At 66.6% G+C, this 22631-nt stretch carries 23 protein-coding genes; 13 read left to right on the forward strand and 10 right to left on the reverse strand.

What is annotated here, in order from left to right; genetic code table 11:
• The first annotated feature begins 82 nt into the window (after positions 1-82).
• Both LJ725_RS02880 and bcp read left to right on the forward strand, forming a co-directional pair.
• Positions 83-3025, forward strand: coding sequence for a bifunctional [glutamine synthetase] adenylyltransferase/[glutamine synthetase]-adenylyl-L-tyrosine phosphorylase (locus LJ725_RS02880; protein ID WP_230549106.1), 2943 nt, complete (start codon positions 83-85; stop codon positions 3023-3025).
• Positions 3022-3486 (forward strand): thioredoxin-dependent thiol peroxidase, encoded by a 465-nt coding sequence (gene bcp, locus LJ725_RS02885; protein ID WP_230549107.1) that lies wholly within the window; start codon positions 3022-3024, stop codon positions 3484-3486. The genes LJ725_RS02880 and bcp overlap by 4 nt, the downstream gene beginning before the upstream one ends.
• A gap of 184 nt (positions 3487-3670) precedes the next feature.
• On the opposite strand, the gene LJ725_RS02890 is transcribed toward bcp, so the two are convergent.
• Positions 3671-4513: an amidohydrolase family protein gene (locus LJ725_RS02890; RefSeq protein WP_230549108.1), complete on the reverse strand. Its 843-nt coding sequence runs from the start codon at positions 4511-4513 to the stop codon at positions 3671-3673.
• Positions 4514-4680: 167 nt separating this feature from the next.
• Between LJ725_RS02890 and LJ725_RS02895 the strand changes: the two genes are divergently transcribed.
• Together LJ725_RS02895 and LJ725_RS02900 are read left to right on the forward strand one after the other, a co-directional pair.
• Positions 4681-5172 (forward strand): YbaK/EbsC family protein, encoded by a 492-nt coding sequence (locus LJ725_RS02895; RefSeq protein WP_230549109.1) that lies wholly within the window; start codon positions 4681-4683, stop codon positions 5170-5172.
• Positions 5173-5417: 245 nt separating this feature from the next.
• The gene (locus tag LJ725_RS02900; RefSeq protein ID WP_230549110.1) at positions 5418-6107 is read left to right on the forward strand and encodes a substrate-binding domain-containing protein; all 690 of its coding nucleotides are present in this window, start codon (positions 5418-5420) and stop codon (positions 6105-6107) included.
• On the opposite strand, the gene LJ725_RS02905 is transcribed toward LJ725_RS02900, so the two are convergent.
• Positions 6104-7078: an aldo/keto reductase gene (locus LJ725_RS02905; RefSeq protein WP_230549111.1), complete on the reverse strand. Its 975-nt coding sequence runs from the start codon at positions 7076-7078 to the stop codon at positions 6104-6106. The genes LJ725_RS02900 and LJ725_RS02905 overlap by 4 nt on opposite strands.
• Positions 7079-7178: 100 nt before the next feature.
• On the opposite strand from LJ725_RS02905, the gene LJ725_RS02910 reads away from it, so the two are divergent.
• Positions 7179-7871 (forward strand): TetR/AcrR family transcriptional regulator, encoded by a 693-nt coding sequence (locus LJ725_RS02910; RefSeq protein ID WP_230549112.1) that lies wholly within the window; start codon positions 7179-7181, stop codon positions 7869-7871.
• Between the two features lie 17 nt (positions 7872-7888).
• Here the strand turns inward: LJ725_RS02910 and LJ725_RS02915 are convergent, their stop codons facing one another.
• On the reverse strand, positions 7889-8335 hold the full coding sequence (locus LJ725_RS02915) for a VOC family protein (RefSeq protein ID WP_230549113.1): 447 nt from the start codon (positions 8333-8335) through the stop codon (positions 7889-7891).
• A gap of 170 nt (positions 8336-8505) precedes the next feature.
• Here LJ725_RS02915 and LJ725_RS02920 point away from each other — a divergent pair, with 170 nt between their 5' ends.
• The 7 genes from LJ725_RS02920 (at position 8506) to LJ725_RS02950 (ending at position 15983) form a co-directional block, all read left to right on the forward strand.
• Positions 8506-9750 (forward strand): acyl-CoA dehydrogenase family protein, encoded by a 1245-nt coding sequence (locus LJ725_RS02920; RefSeq protein WP_230549114.1) that lies wholly within the window; start codon positions 8506-8508, stop codon positions 9748-9750.
• Positions 9751-9797: 47 nt separating this feature from the next.
• Positions 9798-10934, forward strand: coding sequence for an ABC transporter substrate-binding protein (locus LJ725_RS02925; RefSeq protein WP_230549115.1), 1137 nt, complete (start codon positions 9798-9800; stop codon positions 10932-10934).
• Between the two features lie 73 nt (positions 10935-11007).
• Positions 11008-11895 (forward strand): branched-chain amino acid ABC transporter permease, encoded by an 888-nt coding sequence (locus tag LJ725_RS02930; RefSeq protein WP_230549116.1) that lies wholly within the window; start codon positions 11008-11010, stop codon positions 11893-11895.
• A gap of 4 nt (positions 11896-11899) precedes the next feature.
• The gene (locus LJ725_RS02935) at positions 11900-12853 is read left to right on the forward strand and encodes a branched-chain amino acid ABC transporter permease (RefSeq protein ID WP_230549117.1); all 954 of its coding nucleotides are present in this window, start codon (positions 11900-11902) and stop codon (positions 12851-12853) included.
• Complete coding sequence (locus LJ725_RS02940; protein ID WP_230549118.1) at positions 12846-13604, forward strand: ABC transporter ATP-binding protein; 759 nt, start codon at positions 12846-12848, stop codon at positions 13602-13604. The genes LJ725_RS02935 and LJ725_RS02940 overlap by 8 nt, the downstream gene beginning before the upstream one ends.
• Positions 13605-13616: 12 nt before the next feature.
• Positions 13617-14324, forward strand: coding sequence for an ABC transporter ATP-binding protein (locus LJ725_RS02945; RefSeq protein WP_230549119.1), 708 nt, complete (start codon positions 13617-13619; stop codon positions 14322-14324).
• Positions 14325-14366: 42 nt separating this feature from the next.
• The gene (locus tag LJ725_RS02950; RefSeq protein ID WP_230549120.1) at positions 14367-15983 is read left to right on the forward strand and encodes a GMC family oxidoreductase; all 1617 of its coding nucleotides are present in this window, start codon (positions 14367-14369) and stop codon (positions 15981-15983) included.
• Between the two features lie 6 nt (positions 15984-15989).
• On the opposite strand, the gene LJ725_RS02955 is transcribed toward LJ725_RS02950, so the two are convergent.
• The 5 genes from LJ725_RS02955 to LJ725_RS02975 all read right to left on the reverse strand — a co-directional run bounded on the left by LJ725_RS02955 (position 15990) and on the right by LJ725_RS02975 (position 19255).
• A complete protein-coding gene (locus LJ725_RS02955; RefSeq protein ID WP_230549121.1) occupies positions 15990-16706 on the reverse strand; it encodes a DUF7168 domain-containing protein in 717 nt (238 codons plus the stop codon).
• On the reverse strand, positions 16703-16975 hold the full coding sequence (locus LJ725_RS02960) for a hypothetical protein (RefSeq protein WP_230549122.1): 273 nt from the start codon (positions 16973-16975) through the stop codon (positions 16703-16705). The genes LJ725_RS02955 and LJ725_RS02960 overlap by 4 nt, the downstream gene beginning before the upstream one ends.
• A complete protein-coding gene (locus LJ725_RS02965) occupies positions 16975-17922 on the reverse strand; it encodes a hypothetical protein (protein WP_230549123.1) in 948 nt (315 codons plus the stop codon). The genes LJ725_RS02960 and LJ725_RS02965 overlap by 1 nt, the downstream gene beginning before the upstream one ends.
• A 64-nt stretch (positions 17923-17986) precedes the next feature.
• Entirely contained in the window at positions 17987-18976 is a 990-nt protein-coding gene (locus LJ725_RS02970) for a Bug family tripartite tricarboxylate transporter substrate binding protein (RefSeq protein WP_230549124.1), read from the reverse strand.
• A 45-nt stretch (positions 18977-19021) separates the two neighbouring features.
• Positions 19022-19255, reverse strand: a complete 234-nt coding sequence (locus LJ725_RS02975) for a KTSC domain-containing protein (RefSeq protein ID WP_230549125.1) — start codon at positions 19253-19255, stop codon at positions 19022-19024.
• A gap of 66 nt (positions 19256-19321) precedes the next feature.
• Here LJ725_RS02975 and LJ725_RS02980 point away from each other — a divergent pair, with 66 nt between their 5' ends.
• Positions 19322-20002, forward strand: coding sequence for a DUF898 domain-containing protein (locus tag LJ725_RS02980; RefSeq protein ID WP_230549126.1), 681 nt, complete (start codon positions 19322-19324; stop codon positions 20000-20002).
• Here LJ725_RS02980 and LJ725_RS02985 read toward each other — a convergent pair.
• Complete coding sequence (locus LJ725_RS02985; protein WP_230549127.1) at positions 19986-21143, reverse strand: MFS transporter; 1158 nt, start codon at positions 21141-21143, stop codon at positions 19986-19988. The genes LJ725_RS02980 and LJ725_RS02985 overlap by 17 nt on opposite strands.
• 77 nt (positions 21144-21220) lie before the next feature.
• Entirely contained in the window at positions 21221-22525 is a 1305-nt protein-coding gene (locus tag LJ725_RS02990; RefSeq protein ID WP_230549128.1) for an NtaA/DmoA family FMN-dependent monooxygenase, read from the reverse strand.
• Positions 22526-22631: the final 106 nt, after the last annotated feature.

A 22631-nucleotide genomic window follows, 5' to 3' on the forward strand; every position in this document is an offset into this window, starting at 1 on the left:
TACTCTTTCCGTTCCTTGACGATGGGCGCGCGCTTGGGCAAGCGTGCCGCCGATCATGAGAATTTACCCGCCGACACATTGAATGTCTTGGTTTTCGACCGCCCGCCTTCCTCGTCCGCACGATCGGGACCGACAAGCCGTGGCATGGACGCGCTGGGATGAGCGTGCCGCGCGACCCGACGATTCCTCGGGCATCGCGCTTCTCGACTCTCTGTTCGGCAACAGCCCCTACCTGACCGAGACGGCCCTACAGAACCCGGGTTTTATGACCGATCTATGGCGTCGAGGACCGGACGCCGTCATGACGGATCTCACGGCTGAAGTCGCGTCGGTCCAGCAGGACGCGACGAGCGGCGCCGTACCCGACGACATCGCCGCGAGGCTGCGTCGCCTGAAGCGCCGCGTGGCGCTGGGTGTCGCGGTCGCCGACATCGCTGACGCCTGGCCGCTCGAGCGCATCACCGGCGAACTCAGTGATTTCGCGTCCCGGTGCCTGCGCGCCCTCACCGATTCCATACTGCTCCAGTTGGAGCGCGACGGGCAGCTCTCCCTCGGCGGCAGGGCGGACGCAGCGGCCTTCACGGTGCTGGGCATGGGCAAGCTGGGCGCCGGCGAACTCAACTACTCGAGCGACATCGACCTCATCCTTCTCTACGACCGCGATGCCCCCGCACTGGCCGGAAACGAGCAGCTGTCGCGGCATTTCGTCCGCGCCGCCCGGCTGCTGGTCCAGCTGATGTCCGAGACGTCGGCCGACGGCTACATCTTCCGCACCGATCTGCGTCTGCGCCCGGACCCGGGCTCGACGCCGCTCGCAATGTCGGTCCAGGCGGCAGAACTCTACTACGAGAGCGTTGGGCAGAACTGGGAGCGTGCCGCCATGATCAAGGCGCACCCCGTCGCCGGCAATGAAACCGTGGGGGCTGCCTTCGTCGCGGGCATGACGCCGTACATCTGGCGCAAGCATCTCGATTTTGCGGCGATCCACGACATCCATTCGATCAAGCGGCAGATCGACGCCCATCGCGGCGGCGGAACGATCAAGGTGCTCGGGCACAACGTGAAGCTGGGGCGCGGCGGCATCCGGGAGATCGAGTTCTTCGCCCAGACGCAGCAGCTCATCTTCGGTGGCCGCAATCCCTCTCTGCGCGGCCGCGTCACCTGCAGGACCCTACAGGCGCTCGCGGCCGCTGGTCACATTACCGTGAAGGCCGCGGACGAGCTGACCGCAGCCTACGGATTCCTGCGCCGCGTCGAGCACCGGCTGCAGATGATCGACGATCGCCAGACCCATTCCATACCGGCAGACGAGGCGGGCGTGGCCGCTCTCGCGACCTTCCTCGGCTACGAGACGTCGGAAGCGTTCCAGGCGGCGCTACTCGAGACGCTGCGCCTCGTGGAAAGCCACTATGCCAACCTCTTCGAGGAGGCTCCGAGCCTCGCCGGGCCTGGGGGCAACCTCGTCTTCACGGGTACCGACGACGATCCGGGTACGCTCGAGACCCTGAAGTCGCTGGGCTTCCGCGATCCGTCCGCAGCCGCGGGCATCGTGCGCCGCTGGCATCACGGCCGCTTCCGCTCGACCGCGACGGCGCGCGCCCGCGAGTTGCTCACGGAACTGATGCCCGGCCTGCTCAAGGAGCTTGGAAGCACGGCGGCTCCCGACCAGGCACTGCTGAACTTCGACCTCTTCCTCAGCAACCTGCCGGCCGGCGTTCAGCTCTTTTCCCTGTTCAAGGCCAACCCCGCGCTGCTCGAGCTGCTAGCTACCATCATGGGCAGCGCACCGGGGCTAGCGGCCCACCTTGCGCGGCGGACGCTGCTTCTCGACTCGGTGCTGTCGCCGGATTTCTATCGGAGCCTGCCGCCCGCAGCTGAAATGACGGCGGAACTGGCCACGATCCTGGCCGGCGTCGAGCACGAGCAGGACATCCTCGATCTGGCCCGCCGCTGGGCCAACGACCGGCGCTTCCAGGTCGGTGTGCAGCAGCTGAAGCGGATCGTGACACCGGCCGACGCCGGCCTCGCCTATTCGGATATCGCTGCGGCGACGATCGCCGCCCTCTGCGAGCGCGTCGAACAGCGCTTCGCCGAGATCCATGGCGGCTTCCACGGCCAGCGGCTCGCGGTACTGGGCCTCGGCAAGCTCGGCAGCCGCGAGATGTCAGCGACGTCCGATCTCGACCTGATCTTCGTCTACGACATTCCAGCCGGCATGGAGGCGTCCGACGGCGCCAAGCCACTCTCGCCCATCCAGTACTACACGCGGCTCAGCCAGAAGATGGTGACGGCCCTGACCGCCCACACCAACGAGGGCGCTCTCTACGAGGTCGACATGCGCCTGCGGCCGTCCGGCCGCTCCGGCCCGCTCGCAAACTCGCTGGAGGGCTTCGAGACCTATCATGCGCAGTCCTCCTGGACATGGGAGCACATGGCGTTGACACGCATGCGCGTGATCCACGGTCCACAGGCGCTGGTCGAGCGTCTGACCGAGACAGTGCGGGCAACGCTCTGCCGCACGCGCGATCCCGGGACGCTGGTCCGCGACGTCGCCGACATGCGCGACCGCATTGCCCAGCACGCACCGCCCAAGAGCCTGTGGGACTTCAAGCACCTGTCCGGCGGCCTGTTCGACATCGACTTCGTGGCGCAGTACCTCGCACTGCGTCACGCCTGCGCCCATCCCGGCATCCTCGACCCGCATCCGGCGGAGATGCTGCGCCGCATGGCGGCGGCAGGACTGATCGAGCGGGCCGATGCCGAAAGGCTTTGCGCCACCCGGACCCTGCTCTCGGACGTCCAGAGCCTGCTGCGCCTCACGCTGAACGGGGACGAGGCCGCCTTCGACGCGAACAAGGCGCCGGAAGGCCAGCAGCGCCTGATCGCTGCCACCGAGGGCGCGGCTGATCTGTCGGAACTTCGAGCGCGTATCGAGACCGAAACCGGAATGGTTCGTGGTATCTACGAACGGATCATTGAGGCGCCGGCCCAGGCTGCGGGCTGGCAACCGAGGAGCAGGAAATGAGCGTCGCTGAAGGCAAGAAGGCCCCCGATTTCACCGCCCCGACCGATGGCGGCGGCAAGCTGAAACTGTCGGACCTGCGCGGCAAGCCGGTCGTCCTCTACTTCTATCCGAAGGACGACACGCCCGGCTGTACGACCGAGGCCTGCGGCTTTCGCGACGGTGCCGCCGCCTTCAAGAAGCTGAAGGCCCAGGTGGTCGGCGTCTCGAAGGACAGCGTAGCGCGGCACGACAAGTTCAAGGCCAAGTACGAGCTCAACTTCCCGCTGGTTTCCGACGAGGACGGCAAGGTCTGCGAAAAGTACGGGACCTGGATCGAGAAGAGCCTCTATGGCCGCAAGTACATGGGCATCGATCGAGCCACTTTCCTGATCGACGGTGAAGGCGCGGTCCGCAGGATCTGGCGCAAGGTCAAGGTCGCCGGGCACGTCGATGAGGTCCAGGAAGCCCTAAAGGCTCTCTAGCGAGGCCCTTCCGGGAAATTCGACCTGTATGCGTGACGGGCGCGAGGACACGGCATCGGTCGCGAACTATCGGGCTCGCGTCGATCGAGCGCTGCGAGAAATCTCCTTGGCGGTCGATGCTGGCGTGGCCAGAGACGGGCCTCTCGGGAAGAGCGGCGACGACCTTCCCTGAGCCGCAGCGGCGCTACTTCTTCGCCGGCGACCAGCCGTAGATCTTCTGCAGGGAACCGCCCATCAGGATCTCGCGATCGCTGTCGGAGAGGCGATCGGTGACCCGGAAGGCATCCACGCCTTCCTTGTAGGTGAGCAGCGCCACGGCGCGGGTCCAGTCGGTGCCCCACATGCAGCGATCCAGCGTGAAGGCGTCGAAGATGCGACCCAGCGGATCCCAGATGTCCCTATAAGGGAACTTCTCGTGGCTGAGCGTGCAGGCGCCCGTGATCTTCACCACGACGTTCGGGTGCTTCGCCAAATCCAGCAGCAGCGGCAGTTCATGCCACGGTTCCTTCGGCGGCGGCGGCGCCATCGGTTGTTCGAGGCCGAGATGGTCGATCACCAGCGTCGTGTTGGGATTGCGCTTCGCCAGTTCGCCGACCTGCGGCAGGCGCCCGCGCGCCATCAGGTTGACCGGCAGGTCGTGCCGGGCGGCGGCTGCGAGCACGCGGTTGATGCCGGGATCGGCGGCGTCGGTCGAAATCTCGGGCGTGAACATGATGCGGATTGCGACCGTACCGTCCATCGCCGCCCAGTCCGCGATCGTGCCCTCGACCTTGGGATCGTTGGCGTTGACCGGCTTGATGACGCCGAACCGGCCGGGATGGGCCTTCTGGACACCGACGGCATAGCTCTCGTCCCAGCGGTACATCGTGTAGACGGAAACCAGCAGCGCGCCGTCGACGCCGACGGCATCCATCGCCTTGATCATGTCCTCGGCGGTCACCTCGGGCGGCCCTGCAAGCACGGCGGTCCACGGACGGCCCGGATGGTTGCGCTCGTAGCAGTGAACCTGGGCGTCGATCGTCGGCATGCGCTTCTCCCCTGGTGAGTTGGCGAACGGTAGCGCCGCGGTGCCTTTTGTCATCGAAATTCGAGGACGCCACCCACCATGCGATACGAGTTCCCCATGGCGCGGCGGACCGCGCTCCCGTACCAATCAGGAGGCAATCGCAACCATCTTTGCGCGGAGAAGGTCGCATGACCGTCGAAGCGGTGCGGGGCTTTCTCGCCCTTCACGCACCGGATCTGGAAGTCGTGGAACTCGAAGCCAGCACCGCCACCGTCGAAATGGCTGCACGCGGCCATGGCGTAACGCCGGCGCAGATCGCCAAGACCCTGTCGCTGCGCGTCAAGGATCGCACGGTGCTGATCGTGACCTCCGGCGATGCACGGCTGAACAATCGCAAGATCAAGGACGTGCTGGGCGGCAAGCCGCGCATGCTGGGTGCCGACGAGGTCGTGGCGCTCACCGGCCACCCCGTCGGCGGCGTCTGCCCGTTCGGCCTCGCGACGCCCCTTCCCGTCTACTGTGACATCTCGCTGCGGGCATTCGATGAAGTCGTGCCGGCTGCAGGCTCGACGAATTCGGCGGTCCGCATCGCGCCGGACCGCATGGCAACGCTCGTGGGTGCCGAGTGGATCGACGTATGCGAGCGCCCGGCTGGCACTCCGGAGCGCGCGCAACCATGAGATGGCGGGACATCCTGCGCGACCTGTTCGCGGCCCCGCCGATCCCGAAAGCAAGTGCGTCTCCGCGATTCACCCGGTTCGACCTCGGGGTTTGCCCGGGCTGTCGTGGCCTGCGCCTGGTGAACAGTCCGCGCTGTGAGCATTGCGGCAGTACCGCCAGCGTCACCGCAGATGCCTGACTGCGCTATCGTTCCGCCGCGTTGCGGCGGCCCTCCCTCTGAAAGGTGACGAGTGGTGATCTTGACATGAAGGTCTTCAGCGCGATCGCCGTCCAGGGCGTGGTCGAGCAACTCGTGCCGGCCTTCGAACGAGACCATGGCTGCAAACTCGACTTCACCTGGGCCACCGCGCCGCTGCTCCTGAAGCGGCTCCAGTCCGGCGAAAAGGCCGACGCATTGATCCTCAACCGGGCCGTCGCCGACACGCTCCTCACCTCAGGCGGCATCGTCGCGGGATCGGATGTCGTGATCGCCCGCTCGGCCACCGCCATCGCCGTGAAGGCAGGTGCGCCGAAACCCGACATCTCCACCCCCGAGGCCCTCAGGCAGACGCTGCTGAACGCGCGCGCCATCTCGTACACCGATCCAGCGGCCGGCGGCGCCAGCGGCATTTACTTTGCAAAGCTGCTGGAGCGGATGGGCATCGCGGTGGAGATCAATGCCAAGACGAAGTTCCCGCCGCCCTCGGGCTATTCTGGGATGTTTCTGCCGACCGGGGACGTCGATCTCGCCGTCCAGCAGGTGCCGGAACTGCTGCACGTCCCGGGTATCGAGATCGTCGGTCCCCTGCCCGGCGACCTGCACATGGTCACGGTGTTTGTCGCGGGTATCCCCACGGACAGCGCGCAGCCCGCGCGGGCCAGAGCCCTGATCGAAAGCCTTCGCACGGCAGAGGCCAGGGCGCTGTTCCGTGCGAAAGGGCTGGACCCAGGCTAAGGCTTCGCGGACTTCTGCTCTTCCAGCCGGTCGGTAGCCGGCGGCGGCGTGCGCGACAGGGCGGCCATTTCGGCGTGAAGCTCCGGTGTCATGGAGACGTTCACCGAATCCAGGGAGGCCTTCAGCTGGTCGAGGTTGCGCGCGCCGATGATGGGCGCGGTGACGGCGGGATGCGCGCCCACCCACGCGATGGCCGCACTGACCGGATGCAGGCCCTTCTGCTTGCACAGCGCCACGAACTTGTCGGCGGTCTCGAAGGCCCATTCCTCGCCGTAGCGGGCCTCGTACATCTTGTTGGTCTTGAGCCGTCCCGTGGCCTCGCCGGAATACTTGCCTGAAAGGAGTCCCGCCGCCGCCGGGCTGTAGGGGATCACGCCGATGCCGTTGGCCGCCGCCATCGGCAGGAGTTCCACCTCGGCCTGGCGCTTCACGAGGTTGTACATCGGCTGGATGACCTGCAGGCGCGCCCAGTTGTTGCGCTCCTGGATGTCGACCGCCCGCTGGGTCTGCCAGGCCGACCAGTTGCTGACCGCCGGGTAGATCACCTTGCCCGACCGCACGAGGTCTTCCAGACCGCGCATCATCTCGTCGATCGGCGTCACCGGGTCGAAGCGATGCAGGAAAAGTACGTCGATGCGGTCGGTCTGCAGCCGGCGCAGGCTGGCTTCGACGGCCTTCACGACATGCCGCCGGTTGGCGCCGCCCGCATTCACGTCCGGAGCCGTCTTGTTGAAGCACTTGGTGGTGATCACCAGTTCGTCGCGATGGTCCTTCGCCAGCCGCCCCAGGATCTCCTCGGACTTGCCCTTGTTGTACTCGTTGGCCGTATCGAAGAAGTTGATGCCGGCGTCGCGGACCGCCTTGTACATCGACGCCGAGGTAGCCTCGTCGGCGTCGCCGCCGAAGGACATGGTGCCGAAGCAGAGTTGCGAGACGTGGATGCCGGTCCGGCCGAGGAGCTTGGTTTTCATGCGGGATCTCTAGCACGCCGAAGCACCGGTCCGCAGCCGCGATGGAAAACGGTCGGGCTTCGCATTATGAGGGGCCCGGCAATTTCCAGCAGGATGTCTCGTGGCGAGAAAGTCGATCAGCAAGAAGCCGAAGCCGGCCGCGCCTCGCCGGAAGGCGAGCCGCCCCAACCTGACGGAACGAATCCTGGATGTGGCGGAGGAACTGTTCGGGCGCGTCGGCTATGGCGGCACGACCACGCGCGCCATCGCCAGCCGCGCCCGCGTGAACGTCGGGCAGCTCCACTACTACTTCGAGTCCAAGCGCGCGATCTTCGAGGCGGTTGTCGCCCGGCACGGCACGGAGGTCACGGAACGGCGACGGCAGCTGCTGGTGGAGGCCAAGGCCCGCTATCCGCGCGGCATCGTTCCGCTCGAGGTGCTGGTCGACGCGCTGGTCCGCCCCCTGCTGATGGCCGAGCCGCGCGTCGGCGGCCAGCGGCGCGCCTCGATGCAGATGCATGCCCGCCTCTTCACCGATCCCGACGACACCGCGAGCATCGTGCGTGCCGACATCTACGACGAGACCAATGCGCTCTATGTCGAGGCCATCCAGCGCGCCCTGCCGAAGATCCCGGCGAAGACGCTCTACTGGCGCTACTACTTCATGATGGGCGCCTATGTCTGGACGCTGCTGCAGCCCGGTCGCCTGGAATCGATCTCCCAGGGCCGGTGCGATCCCGCGGACATGGAAACCGCCATCCGCGAGATCGTGCCCTTCGTCTGCGCCGGCCTCGCCGCGCCGGTGGCTCGCTAGGCGCCCTCCTTTGATCGCTACGCGGCCTTCACGCGGCTCTTCAGCCGGCAGCGGCATTTGTCGTATTGGTGGAGCTCCACCATGTTGCCGCACGGATCTTTCAGGAAAAGTTGCTCCGCATCGGGGCCGGTCGCGCCCTTGAGCGACCAGTAGTCTGCTCCGAGCCGGTCGAGTTCGGCCTTGGTCTCTACGATGTTCTCCACCGCCAGTGCGACGTGCGGCAATGTCGGGTCCTTGTCCGGCCCCTGGGCAAAGCGCGAAGGCAGGTCGCCGCCAATCAGATGGATCTGGCCCACCTCGCCGATGTTGATCCACATGCCGGGAATGCCCGGGATGTCCGGCCGGCCAGTATCGTGCTCGAGGCCCAGCACGCCGGTATAGAAATTCTTCAGGTCTTCGATCGTCTTTTCACCGGCGTCGATACGTATGCCGTGGTGATGGATCTCGAGCACTTTGATGGCCATCTCCGCTCCTCCCGAAGAGCTGCTTTCGTTGTGCCCAAGTATCGGGCTCACTTCCGGGCTGGTCAATCGACCAACAAATTAGGTCACTTGACCTGATCGCGTGGCGCAAGCATCGTCATGCCAAGAACAGGCGGTCGCGGCAGCGACGGTCACCGGGAGGAAAAATCGATATGCGGACCAAGCGGGCCGCCGACTGGACACCGTCGGCGACGTTGCCCCAGACGCCGGTCTCGTTCGCCGGGGTCACCTACGCGGAAATGCTCGACCGGGCGCGGGCACTCGTGCCGGCGATCGCCGCGCGCGCCGAGAAGTGCGAGAAGCTGCGACGCCTTCCCGACGATACCGAGCGCGACCTTCACCGCACCGGCCTCTTCCGCATGGTCCAGCCGGCGCGCGTCGGCGGCGCGGATCTCGATATCGGCATCCTGGTCGATACCTGCGCGGAGATCGCGCGCGCGTGTCCGTCGACCGCCTGGAACCTCGGCAACCTCAGCAGCCACCATTGGATGCTGGGCTACTTCCATCCGGAGGCGCAGGACGAGATCTGGGACGCCTCGCCTGACGTGCTGATCGCCACCTCGCTCATTTTCCCCAACGGTCGCGGCCGCAAGGTCGACGGCGGCTACGAGGTATCGGGGCGCTGGCCGCTCTCCTCTGGTGTCGACAATTCCGATTGGAACATGCTCGGCTTCATGCTGCGCGAGCACGAGGACGGCCCGCCAGTGGACCAGCGCTTCGCCCTGGTCCACCGCTCGCAGTACGAGATCATCGATACGTGGCACGCGGTGGGACTCGCGGGCACCGGCTCCAAGGACGTCGAGATCAGGAGCCTGTTCGTCCCCGACGTCCACACGATTTCCGCCCGGTCGATGAACGGCAAGCCGCACGCCGGGTCGGCCGTCAACACCTCTCCGCTGTTTCGCCTGCCCATGCTGGCACTGGGCCCATACGTCCTGTCGGGCGTGCTGCTCGGCTGCGCCCAGGGGGCCTATGACACGGTGGTCGGCGCCGCCCGTACCCGCAACGCCACCACCACCGGCCAGCCTTTCGGTGCGAGCCAGCCGGTACAGATCAAGGTCGCCGAGGCGAGCGTCCGGATCGACACTGCCGAAGTGATGATGCGCCGCGCCTGCGAGCATGCGATGGCCGTGGCACGGTCGGGCGCCGATGCCGCGCACGAGGACAAGCTGCGCTATAGGCGCGACGCGTTCTTCTCCGCGCGCCTCTGTCTGGAGGCGGTCGACATTCTGATGGGCATCGCGGGTTCGAGCGGGCTCTACCTAAGCGGATCGATGCAGCGCCTGTTTCGCGATGCGCATGCTGCCAATGCGCATGTCATGTTCTCGACCGACGTCCAGGGTGCATTGTTCGGACAACACGCACTCGGTATGGCCGGGCCGCCGCCGCTTCTCTGATCGAGTAGACGGCCACCAAGAAGTTCAACGAGCGGGAGGAAAGAAGAATGTCACTGTCATCGTTCATCGCGAAACTAGCGGGCGCCACGGCGCTGGTCGGCCTGTCGGCCTTCGGCGTCCAGGCGCAAACCTCGGGCGAGGCGATCAAGATCGGCGCCATCGTTTCCGTCACCGGTGCGGGCGCCGGCCTCGGCGTGCCCGAGCGCAACGGCCTACTGCTGGCCGAAAAGGACATCAACGCCAAGGGCGGCATCAAGGGTCGGCCGATCAAGATCATCGTGGAGGACGACGCCTCCAATCCCGACACTGCGCTCAGCAAGGCCAACGACCTGATCTTCGGGCAGAAGGTCCAGGCGCTGCTCGGCCCCTCCCTCACCGCCAGCACCGTTGCCGTGGGCGGCGTCACCCACGCCAACAAGATCCCGCAGATCGCCTTCACCGGCATCGGTCCGGCCGTGGAGCGCGACCGCAAGTGCGTCGCCCACGTTCTGCCACCGCAGCGTCTCAACGCCACCGCGCTGCTCGAATACGCCAAGAGCATCAAGGCAACCAAGATCGGCGTGCTGCACGATGCAGGCTACGGCAACGTGGTCATGGCCGAACTCAAGCCGCTTGCCGACAAGTACGGCGTCAAGCTGGTCGCCGTCGAGAAGTTCGAGATCGGCGCGACCGACACCACGACGCAGGCGGCCAAGGTCAAGGCGGCCCAGCCGGAGGCGGTATTCATCATCGCCACCTCCGCCACGCCGTTCCGCAACGTCAAGCAGATCCAGATCACCCAACCGGTAATCGCCGCGATCGGTTCCTCGTCCTACGAGTACGTCAACGCCATGGGACCGGCCGCGGACAACATCGTGATTCCCGAATTCGTGGTCGGTGAGGACCCGCTGCCGCATCAGAAGGCCTTCGTCGAACTCTACAAGCAGGCCTACAACTCGACGCCGAAGAACTACGAGGCGGCGGCCTGGGACGCGGCCCACATCATCGCCGCGGCCCTGAACAAGGCCGGTGCCGACGCCACCGGCGAGAAGCTGTGCGAGGCGATGAAGGCCCCCTACGCCGGCGTTCTGGCCAACTACGACTTTTCCGCCGACGACATGACGGGCATTCCGATCACCAGCTTCGTGTTCTCCAAGCTGGTCGGCGGCAAGTACACGCGTACGCCGTTCCGCGTCGCCCAGTAGCGATCGACGGCGGCGCGGGTCTCCTCGGGAGTCCCGTGCCGCCCTCTCTCTTTTCGCGCGGAAACAATCCCTCATGACACTGAGCCTGGTCCTTCAGGCCCTCTTTGCCGGCGTGACGAACGGTATCGTCTACGCGCTCGTCGGCATGGGCCTGTCCGCCATCTTCAAGGGCAGCCGCGTGATCAACGCCATGCAGGGCGAGTTCGCCGTCATCGGCGCCATGACGACCGTGCTGCTGCTGACGAAGGCGGGCTGGCCCTATGCGGCAGCCATCGCCGGGGGCGCGATCGCGGGTGCGCTGGTCGGCGCCTTCATCGAAGTCGCGTTCGTCCGTTTCATGGCAAAAAAGAATGCGAGCGAGGACAGCTTCCTGCTGCTGACCATCGGTCTCGCCCTCTCCCTTTCCGCCAGCATCCTCTATTTCGTGGGCCGCGACGGCCATCTGCTCCCTCCGCTCGGCGGCGAGGGCGTTCTGATCGTCATGGACGCCGTCATCCAGTTTCATGCACTTTGGCTGATCGCCATCGGCATCGGCGCCACCCTGGCGCTGCGCGCCTTCTATCACCGCACCACGATCGGCCTGTCGATGATGGCGGCCTCGATCGACGCGGACGGCGCTGCCACGACCGGTATCAATGTCGCGCGCATGCGCACCTTCACCTTCGTACTGGGCGGCTTGCTGGGCGCGCTGGGCGGCATCCTCGTGACGCCGCTGATCGCCGTCGACTACCAGCTCGGCCTCAACCTGACGCTCAAGGGCTTCGCCGCCGCCGTGCTTGGCGGGCTCACCAATCCGCTGGGCGCGGCCGTCGGCGGCATCACCCTGGGCCTCGTCGAATCGCTCGCCATCATCGGCATCTCCTCGAGCTACAAGGACGTCGTCGCCTTCTCCGTGCTCATCGTCATCATGATCCTGATGCCGCAGGGCATCCTCGGCCGGGCCGGCCGGCGGGGAGGCTGAGCGCATGAACCCGCGCACCCTCCTCTGGCTGGTCCCCTGCCTGATCGTCTGGGCCGTCTTGCCCTTCGTCGTGCCGCGCAACATCGCCGACCTGCTGGTGTTCACCGGCATCTACACCGTGGCCGGCCTCGGCATCGGCCTCCTGCTCGGCCATTGCGGCATCGTCAACCTGGCGCAGGCCACCTTCTACGGACTCGGCGCCTATGCCAGCGCCTACTGCACGGTGATGATGGGCCTGCCCAGCATCGTGGGCTTCCTCGCCGGCGCGGCGATCAGCATGGCGCTGGCCTATGTGATCGGCCGGCCGATCCTGCGTCTCACCGGCTACTTCCTCGCGCTGGGAACGCTGGCCCTCAGCGCCATCGCCAGCGCGCTGTTCTTCGAATGGGACTGGCTGACCGGCGGCACGCTGGGGATCGGCGGCATTCCCAAGCTCGACCTGTTCGGCTTCCTGCTCGACCGACCCTCGCGCTACTACTTCTTCGTCTGGATCGTGGCCTTCGCCTGCATGGCGGTGGCACACAATCTGATCGACAGCCGGACCGGCCTGATGCTGCGCGCCATGCGCGATTCCAGCACCGCGGCCGCGGCCCTCTCGATCGATCTTCAGGCGCTGCGCACCAAGGTCTTTGTCGTCTGCGCCCTGTTCGGCAGTCTCGCGGGCAGCCTGTTCGCGCACCACGCCTCGTTCGTCAGCACGCAGAGCTTCACCGTCGACCGTTCGATCAGCTTCCTGCTGATCCCGGTGATCGGCGGCGCGACGTCGATCCCCGGCATCGTCGTCGGCGCCCTGTTCGTCACCTTCCTGCCCGAACTGCTGAGCAAGCTGGGAGACATCCACCAGATCCTGTTCGGCCTCGCGCTGGTCGCGGTCGTCGTCCTGATGCCCGAGGGGTTGGTCGGCGCGTTCGCCAAGTTGCGCACCCGGTTCGCCCGCAAGGGAGGCAGCCATGGCTGAGCCCCTCCTCGCCCTCCGGGAAGTCGGCCACTCGTTCGGCGGCCTCTCCGTGCTGCGCTCCGTCACCTTCGACGTGCCCGAGGGCGGCATCATCGGTCTCATCGGTCCCAACGGCTCGGGCAAGACCACGCTCTTCAACATCGTGACCGGGTACATTCGCCCGCTGGCCGGGACGATCACCTATCGCGGCGCGCCGCTGGTCCGCGAAACCATCCAGCAGCGCGGCCTGCAGGGACTCGTCCGCACCTTCCAGACCCCGCAGGTCTTCGAGCAGATGACCGTGCTGGAGAACGTCATGGTCGGCTGCACTAAGCTGACCCGCACCACCATGCTGCAGGACCTGCTGCGCACGCCCGCCGCGCGTGGCCAGATGCGCGAGATCCGCGCCCGCGCGGAAGCGGCCTGCGAGCGCTTCGGACTCACCGCCTTGCGCGAACTGCCCGCGGCAAGCCTCACCGCCGGCCAGCGCCGCATCCTCGAGATCGCCCGCGCCGTCATCGGCGAGCCGCGCCTGCTGCTGCTCGACGAGCCCTCCTCCGGCCTCAACGTCCAGGAGATCGACGGTCTGCGTGAGTGGATCGTGCGGCTGAACGAGGAAGGCATCACCATCCTGCTGGTGTCGCACGACATGGGCCTGATGACCGTGGCCCGTACCGTCCACACACTCTATTTCGGCGAGATCATCGCCAGCGGCGACATGGCCGCCATCCAGCGCGACCCGCGGGTCCGCGAAGTCTATCTCGGGGTCTGAGCCGTGCTGGAAGTGACCTCCCTTTCCGCCGGCTACGGCGCCCTCACCGTCCTGCGGGACGTCTCTCTAAAGGTCGGCGACGGCGAGGCCGTGGCCCTGGTCGGCGCCAACGGCGCGGGCAAGACCACGCTCGTCCGCACCGTCTGCGGCCTGCTGCGTGCCCGTGGCGGACGCATCGTCAAGAACGGCAGCGACATCACCGCGACGCCAGCGCACGATCTCGCCCAGCATGGTCTGGCCGTCGTGCTCGAGAACCGCCGCCTGTTCGGCGAGCTATCGGTGCGGGAGAACCTGATCCTCGCCGAGACCGTCGGCCGCAAGGCGCGCGGTGCCGACATGCGGTTCTCCTGGGACGAGGTGACGGCGCTCTTTCCCGTCGTGAAGGAGCGCATGGCGTCCCCGGTCGAGCTGCTGAGCGGCGGCCAGCAGCAGATGGTTGCGATCGCACGCGCGCTGCTGCTGCAGCCCGACCTGCTGATCATGGACGAGCCCTCGACAGGCCTCGCGCCCAAGGTCGTGAAGGACATCCTGCTGGTCATCAAGGCGCTGCGCGAGCGCGGCATGGGCCTGCTGCTCATCGAGCAGAACGTCGGCATCGCCTCGGAGATCACCGACCGCGCCTACGTCATGTCGGTCGGCAGTATCGTGCACGAGATCGGTCCGGGCGAATGGCAGTCCTTCCTCACGGACGAGCGGCTGGTAAGGGCCTATCTCGGCTGACGGGGGCGCGCTACGCTCCCCGAAACGAACGGGGGAAACGGCGTGCAGGGCGAGGCTTCGTACGACTTCATCGTCACCGGCGCGGGCTCGGCCGGTTGCGCCGTCGCCGGACGCCTCAGCGAGGATGGCCGCTTTTCGGTCCTCCTGCTCGAAGCCGGGCCGCGCGACACCTATCCGTGGATCCACGTGCCACTGGGCTACCACAAGACCTTCAACAACCCGAAGGTCAACTGGATGTTCGACAGCGAGCCCGAGGCCGAACTCAACAACCGCATCATGTACCAGCCGCGCGGCAAGGTGCTGGGCGGCACAAGTTCGATCAACGGCATGGTCTACATGCGCGGCAATGCCGCCGACTACGACGAATGGCGCCAGCGCGGCTGCGAGGGCTGGGACTATGCGTCCGTCCTGCCGTACTTCAAGCGCGCCGAGGACCAAGAGCGCGGCGCCGACGAATTCCACGGTACCGGCGGGCCCCTCAAGGTCCAGGACCATCGCTGGCAGCCGACCCTCGCCCGCGCGATGCACGATGCCGCCGTACAGGCCGGCATCCCCGCCAATCCAGATTTCAACGGCGCCACGCAGGACGGCGTCGGATTCTACCAGACCACCATCAACCGCGCGCGGCGCTGGTCCTCGGCCCGCGCCTATCTCGGCGCCGCCAAGGGCCGCAGCAATCTGACCGTTGTCACGTCCGCGCATGCGACCAGAGTCCTGATCGAGAACGGCCGCGCCACCGGAATCGAATACCGCACGCCCAAGGGGCTCGTCCGTGCCCGCGCGAGCCGCGAGGTCATCGTCTCGGGCGGCGTGTACGGCTCGCCGCAATTGCTGATGCTGTCCGGCCTTGGTCCGGCCGATCACCTGAAACAGCACGGCATCGAGGTCGTGCGCGACATGCCGGGCGTCGGCAGCCACCTGCACGACCATTTCAACACCTATATCGCCTATCGCTGCAGCCAGCCCGTCACCATGAACGACCTGACGCTCAGCCTGCCACGCCGGCTGATGGCGGCGGCGCAGTACGCATTCGGCCGCACCGGCCCCCTCGCCAGCATGGGCCTGTTCGTCGGCGCGCTGGTGCGCAGCGACAAGCGGCTGGAGCGGCCCGACCTGCAGATCAACATGTTCGCCTGGGCGATCAAGGACCGGAACAAGGATGGCATTGTCCCGCAGCCCTTCTCGGCGTTTGGGCTCAGCCCCGTGCACCTGACGCCGTCCGGTCGCGGCACGGTTCGCCTCAAGTCTGCCGATCCCATGGCCGCGCCGGAGATCAGGTTCAACTTCCTGAAGAATGCCTCGGACTTCGACGCCCTGCTGCACGGCATGCGGATCTGCCGCGAGATCGCCCGCCAGCCGGCGCTGAAGCCCTTCATCGTCGAGGAGATCCTGCCCGGCGCGAGCGTCACCAGCGACGCGGACCTCAAGGCCGACATCCGTGCCCGCGGCGTCTCGAACCTGCACCCGGTCGGCACCTGTCGCATGGGCCGCGAGGTCGATGCCGTGGTCGACCCGCAACTCCGGGTCCATGGCATCGCCGGCCTGCGCGTCGCCGACGCCTCGATCATGCCGTCGATCGTGGCGGGCAACACAAATGCACCCGCCATCATGATCGGCGAAAAGTGCGCCGACATGGTCCGCACCGCAGCAACGGCTTAAGTGGAGCTACCGGCGGCGGATCGCCGGATTGAGGGACACAGCTTCCCCCGCGACACCGCCGGCATCGTAGGCGTCGGGCGAGATGAAGCGCCCCGGCCCCGCTTCCACGGTCCGCAATTTCACTCCGAGCCTCGCGAGTTCGGTATCGACGACGGCGGCCTTGAGCACCACGAGCCCGCGGCCAGTGCTCCGGATCACCCCGTCCCGCTCCGCCTTCATTGCCACCAGCCGGTCGGCGATGGAGGCACACATGCCGAGCGCGAAGGACGCATTGGCGAGGTGCCGCTCCTGGTGACGGAAGCGCCTGTATTCCATAGAGACCTTGTAGCGGCCGAGTTCGGCCCGGACGGCGCCATCGATCAGCTCCGTCAGGTAGTGCGCCACCTCAACGTCGGCAGGCAGGCCGAAGAAAACGTAGCGCGCCTCCCCGGCCGGATTCTTCTGGCGCCAGACTCGGCAATCGCAGAAGGCGGCAATGGCGCCGATGCATTCGTCGATCGGGATCCGCTTCTTGAGATGGGTCTCGTAGACCCGCTCCTCGCACTGCGTCTCGCGGATCTCGATGTCCGTGAGCGACAGTTCGTACCGGTCGAGCAGTTCCGCCACCTTTGCGGCCGCGGCGAGCGCCTCGCCCTCGGTGCAGCCATTGTCGATGGTCTTGGCACGCAGCGCCTGGATGCGCGTTCTGAGCCTGTCGAAAGCCGACGGATCGCTTGTCGTCACGTTCGCACGTTGGGTGTGGAGGCGGACGCGGCGCGCTTCTTCCTGAAATGAAGGTACAGCGCGAAAGCGATGCCCATCGCCAGCCCCGGCAGTGACGAGGCGATGGCAATGGAGGCGATACCCATCTCGCAGCCGCCGGAATCGCCCGGCGTACCGCAACGGGAATCCAGGCTGTAGGCCAGGACGAGCCCCGTGATCCCGACCGCGATCGGCGTCACGACGAGGCCGAGCAGGCCGAAGCCCACGATCCGCAGGACCAGTCCCAGCATCAGCCGGCCGCCCGCCGCGTCGCTTCCTCGAAACGCTCGCGGCGCATCTCGACCCGGGGATCGTCCATCTCCGCCCGGGTCGGTTCGGGTACCCAGCCGTCCCGCCCGGGAACGTAGGCACGATTGGTCTGCAGCGGATTGCGGTTGACCAGCGGCCGCGCATACATCGGATGGCGCAGGCTGCGAATCTCGTGCTCGATTTCGAACAGCGTCCGGCAGGTGGCCGGCTCGGTGATCTGCTGGAAACGATACTGGTGCTGGTTGCTTTCTTCGGTCAGCAGGCCGCGTTCGAGCAGCCGCGCATGCGGCCCGGAGAAGTTCGCGACATAGAGCTGGATGTGGTGCCCGTCATAGGCCTCGGCCGCGGCGTCGCTCTCGCGGAAGATCAACTCCTGCCCGATGCCGACAGCCACATGCGCCGCATCTCCCTCGACCCGCGCACCGGTCGCGAAGACCTCGCGATAGAAGTCGGCGATCCCTTGGGCAGTACCTGCGGGCACGTCGAATTCGACATAGGCCATGCCCAGCGCCATGCCCTCGAAGCGCGAAGACGGAGCGTGACAGAGAATACGATTGCCCCAGGGACAGGTCGTCTCGACATGGTCCTCGTGCTCCACGAAGGCAAAGCGCGTGTCGCCCAGCATGCCCGTCACACGGCCGAGCCGCTGCAGCAGGGCCTCGCGGTCAGGGATCACAAGCCCGACCCGTCCGCGCAGACGCTGAGCCTTGGCCATCGTCGGCAGGTGGAACTGGCTCCGCCCGACATTGACCCACATATTGTCGATACTGGTCATCATGTAGGGATCGCGCGTGAGGCCGAGCCCGCTCATATAGAAGACCGTCCCCAGCCCTTGGTCGGCGATCCCGAGATTGACGTGCTCCAGCGCCACGACGTTGCCGAGGTCCTCGGCGCTGCGGTCGTACTTGCCGGCTTTCGGCTTGGTCATGACCTGCCCTCCTCAACCGGCAGCAGTATAGGCGCCGGATGCATGCCTGTCAGACGGTGTTGCCTCAGACCTTGATGTCCGCCTTCCGGATGATCTCGCCGAACGACACGCGCTCGCGCTCGATCGTCGCCTGGAACGTCTTCGTGTCCTGGAAGCTCGAATAGTTGCCGCTGGCCACCAATCTCTCGTTCAGTGCGAAATCCTTTACGGCCTCGCCGATCGCCGCCGACATCCTGTCAATCGCGGCTTGCGGCGTGCCCTTGGCGGCGAGGATGCCGTACCAGGCATCACCGCCGATCTTACCCAGACCCTGCTCCTTCAGGGTCGGCACGTCCGGCTTGCCCGGCCAACGTTTCTCGCCCAACACGGCGAAGCACTTCAGCCGCCCGGCGGCGATATGCGGCAAGGTGGTCGGATCGAACTGCACCTGGATCTGGCCCGCCAGCAGGTCGTTGGTGGCCGGCGCACTGCCCTTGTAGGGCACATGCACCATCTTCACGCCGGCTTCGATATTGAAGATCTCGCCGTAAAGCTGGGTGATGGTGGCGAGGCCCGCCGAGCCGAAGTTGATCTTGCCGGGATTCGCCTTGGCGTAGGCGATGAACTCCTGGAGATTGTTGGCCGGAACCTGCTGGTTGATGCCCATGCCCATCCACGAGGTCGCCGTGCGCGCCACGGGCACGAGGTCCTTCGAGGTGTCGTAGGGCAGCGGCTGCAGGTGCTCGGTGATGCAGACCATCGCAGTGGTCGTAGTCAGGAAGGTGTAGCCATCGGCCGGCGCGCTCTTGACGACGTGCTCCGCGCCGATCGCGCCGCTGGCGCCGGCCTTGTTGTCGAACAGGATGCTCTGTCCCAGGATCGATCCCGCGCGCTCCAGGACGATGCGGGTCGTGACGTCGGACGGCCCGCCCGGCGGGTAGGGAATGACGACGCGGATTTGCTTGTTGGGCCAGTCGTTCTGCGCCGACACGATCGACGGCGCCGCAATGAATCCCGCCGCCGTGCCGCCGAGAAATACACGCCGTCCGACCTTCGCCGGAGTTTTCCTGCGCATGCCCATGGCCGTTTGCCCTCCCAGGCGCTTGTTTTGCCGGGAAGGCTACACCATGTGCCGGGAAAGGCCAGCCGAGGCTTCTTCGCCGTTGGGTTCGAACGTGAACCGGTCGCGGATGTGTCGATTGAAGAACTCGCCTTTCGAAAAGGCTGCCTTCATCGCATCATAGGTCTGCTCCGGTACACCGAGATAGGTGTAGCGTCGCCGCGACTGGAAGACGATCTCGAGCGCGCGCCGCCCATGATCGTAACGGTAGGAGCGGATCACGGTCGACGGCATGTGGGCACAACGCCCGCAGCACTCGCGGGGATGCCAGGCGAGGCAAGCGATATGGGAGGAAACGGCATGACTTTCCAATCCGAAGGACGCGTGCCGAGCCGTTCGTCCATCGGCCCCCTCCGTCCCGACTTTCCCGTCTGGGGCCTGTTCGGGCGTGCGCTGCTCTACGTCATCGGCCAGATGCTGATCATCCCGGCGCCGTGGACCGTCACCGGCTTCTACCGGTTCCTCTGCGAGCACGTCTCGCTGCCCGATGGGAGGCGCCTCCGCTTCGCCGGCCAGCCCGCGGATATCTGGTACATCCTGATCGGGCTCGCCGCTCTGGGGTGGCTGCACAATGTCCACCATGCCGGCGTGAGCGGCGCGGTGACACTGGCGACCATTCTCCTCTCCTTTCCAGTCCTGCGGTGGTTCTGCGCCAGTGTCCGCACCGAGGACGGAAGCATCAGGCTCTCGTTCGACGGCGAGACGCTGGCCTTTCTCGGATGGAACATCCTGCTGGTCGTCTCCGTGCTCACCGTCATCGGCTGGGCCTGGGTCCTCAGGGCGATGATGCAGTGGATGTGCCGCAACACCAGCGGCACCGTCGGCTTTACCTTCAACGCGACCGGACTGGCGATCCTCGGCCGCGTATGCCTTTTGCTCCTGATGTTCGTCCTGATCATCCCGATCCCTTGGGCGATGCGCTGGTACGCCAACTGGTTCGCCAGCCAGTTCTCCGTCGTTGCGCCTAACGCCGCCGGTTGACCTGCCGCCACAGGCCGAACAGGCCGACGCCGAGCGCCAGGGCCGCGCCGATCAGGAAGCCGGTGGCGTAACCACCCGTGAGAGACAGCGCCGCGCTGAAGAGCAGCGGCAGCACGAGGGCGCCGGCATCGCCGAATGCCAGCACCGCGCCCGTGGTGGCGCCGATGCGGCCGACCGGCGAAAGGCGCGCCACCTCAGCCAGCAGCACGCCGTGCCAGCTCACCCCGGTCACGCTCAACGCCGTGGCGATCGCGGCCGCCGCCCAAGTCGGCCAGTCGGGAGAGATAGAGGCCGTGAGAACCGCCGCGGCGGCCATCCCGATCCCCAGGAAGGCCAGCAGCGTCGCCGGCGCCACGAAGCGCGAGGCGAGCAGGCCCCAGCCGATGCGCGCCGGCACCGCCACGACGATGGCGATGGCAAAGACCTGCCCCGCCCGCTCGAGGTCGTAGCCAAGGCCGCGGACGAGGTAGAGCACGAAGAAGCCGGTGAAGAGCGACTGGAGGCCCACGAAGCTGAACATCGCCACGCACATTATCCGCAGCGCCGGATCCTTCAGCACGCCCACAACGTTCGCGCGGATATCCGCAGGCGACAACGGCTGGGCGGGATTGCGGTCGACATCGAAGCCCGCGCGCAGCGGCTGCAAGGCCAGCACGATGAGCACGCACGACAGGGCGATGACCAGCAGCGCCACGCGCCACCCCGCTTCGACGACCAGCGCCGGCGCAACGACGCCCGCGAGCATCAGGCCGACCGGCACGCCGCATTGCTTGATCGAGAAAACCAGCGGCGCGAGGTTACGGGGAGCGAGCCGGCCGAGCAGATGCGAGCTCGAGGGTGTCGAGACCGCCTGCCCCAACCCACCGATGAAGGCGCCCGCCGCGAACAGCGGTAGCCAACCGGCCGTGGTGATGGCGAGCCCCAGGCCCAGCGCCAGCATGCCGACCTGCGTCATGCGCACCGCGCCGTAGCGCAGGATGAAGCCGCCGCAGCCGATGGTCGTGAGAAACGCCGCGACCGAGCCAATCGCCAGATAGACGCCCACCAGCGCGGCCTCGATGCCGAGATCGACCACGATGGCGGCGGCGATCAGCGGAACGGTCGAGCGTCCCAGCGTGGCGAAGGTCTGCTGGATCGTCATGGCGCCGAGCGCGACGTAGAGGGGGCTGGCGATGACGGGGCTCCGGTAATTCCTCGATCGAGAGTGGCCGTCTGGAATCAGAATGCAAACAGATTGTCGCGAAAATGCGCGTGCACGTACGCAGTGCGAACCAGGCCACGCTTCTGCAGCCCCGGCACCAGCCCGTCGGTGACGTCGGCGACGTAGCGACGGCTGAGCGGCCCGTTGAACATGAAGCCGTCGCCGCCTACCTGTTCCATCGTCTCCGCCATCACGTCCGCGACACGCTCGACAGTTCCGACGACGGCATCCTCGAATCCGAAGCGGTAGTTCGCCGCGACCTCGCGCAGCGTGCGCCCCTGCGCCATGAAGCGCTTCAGGGTTCCCTGCTGGCCGTTGGTCGTGAGGTTGGCCAGCGGCGCATCGAGATCGAAGGTCGAGAAGTCGATGTCCGTCAGGCTGCCCATCATCGCCAGGGCTATCTCCGGCGAGGCCTCGCGCTGGGCCTGCCGACGTGCGGCGCGATCCTCCGCCTCGTCGTTGGTCTCCCCCAGCGTCGGCGACACGACGAACAGGACCTTGCAGCTGTCGGGGTCCCTTCCTGCCGCAGCAACGCGGCTGCGCATATCGTCACGAAACGCCTTCATCTCCGCGACCGTGCCCAGAGCCGCGATAACGATATCCATGTGCCGGGCGGCGAAGGCCTTGCCCTGCGGCGAACCGCCGGCCTGCACCAGCACCGGCCGTCCCTGCGGGGGCTGCGCGGTGTTGAGCGGACCGCGGGACGAGAAGAACCGTCCCTTGAAGTCGATGGGCCGGACCTTCGCGGGATCGACGAACATCCCGGTCTCGCGGTCGGCAACGACGGCATCGGCATCCCAGGACGACCAGAGCTTCGTCACGAGGTCCACGAATTCGTCGGCCATCTCGTAGCGCAGGTCGTGCTCGAGATGGGCATCGAGACCGAAATTCTGTGCCGCGTGCTCGGCGGTCGACGTGACGAAGTTACAACCGACGCGTCCCTTCGACATCAGGTCCAGCGTCGCGATCAGGCGTGCGAGGAGATAGGGCGGATAGAAGCTCGTGGAGATGGTCGGTACGATCCCGAGATGCTTGGTGGCCTGGGCGATCAACGGGACCAGCGGCAGCGGATCGTTCTTCGGCGCACGCAGGGCGCGCCGGAGATAGAAGTCCATCGAGCCCCCGTAGTTGTCGGGGACGAAGAGCGAATCCTCGAGCAGCAGGCAGTCGAAGCAGGCGCGCTCCAGTGCCTTTGCGAGGTCTACATGCAGGTCGGGCTGCGCCCAGTCCCTCGCATCCACACCGGACCAGGGCTGGTTCCAGCCGTGTACGCCGAAACTGTTGCCGAGGAACCAGCCCAGATGGAATTGCCGTACCGCCACGTCGCGCCCCTCCGCCATTGCCCCCGGCGGAGATGCAATCGAGGGGCCAGCTCAGGCGAAGAAAGCAGCAATGGAGCGCGCCACTCCAGTGGCGCTCATCCGTTGC

It is taken from the genome of Reyranella aquatilis (genome assembly GCF_020880995.1).
Taxonomy (GTDB): Bacteria; Pseudomonadota; Alphaproteobacteria; order Reyranellales; family Reyranellaceae; genus Reyranella; species Reyranella aquatilis.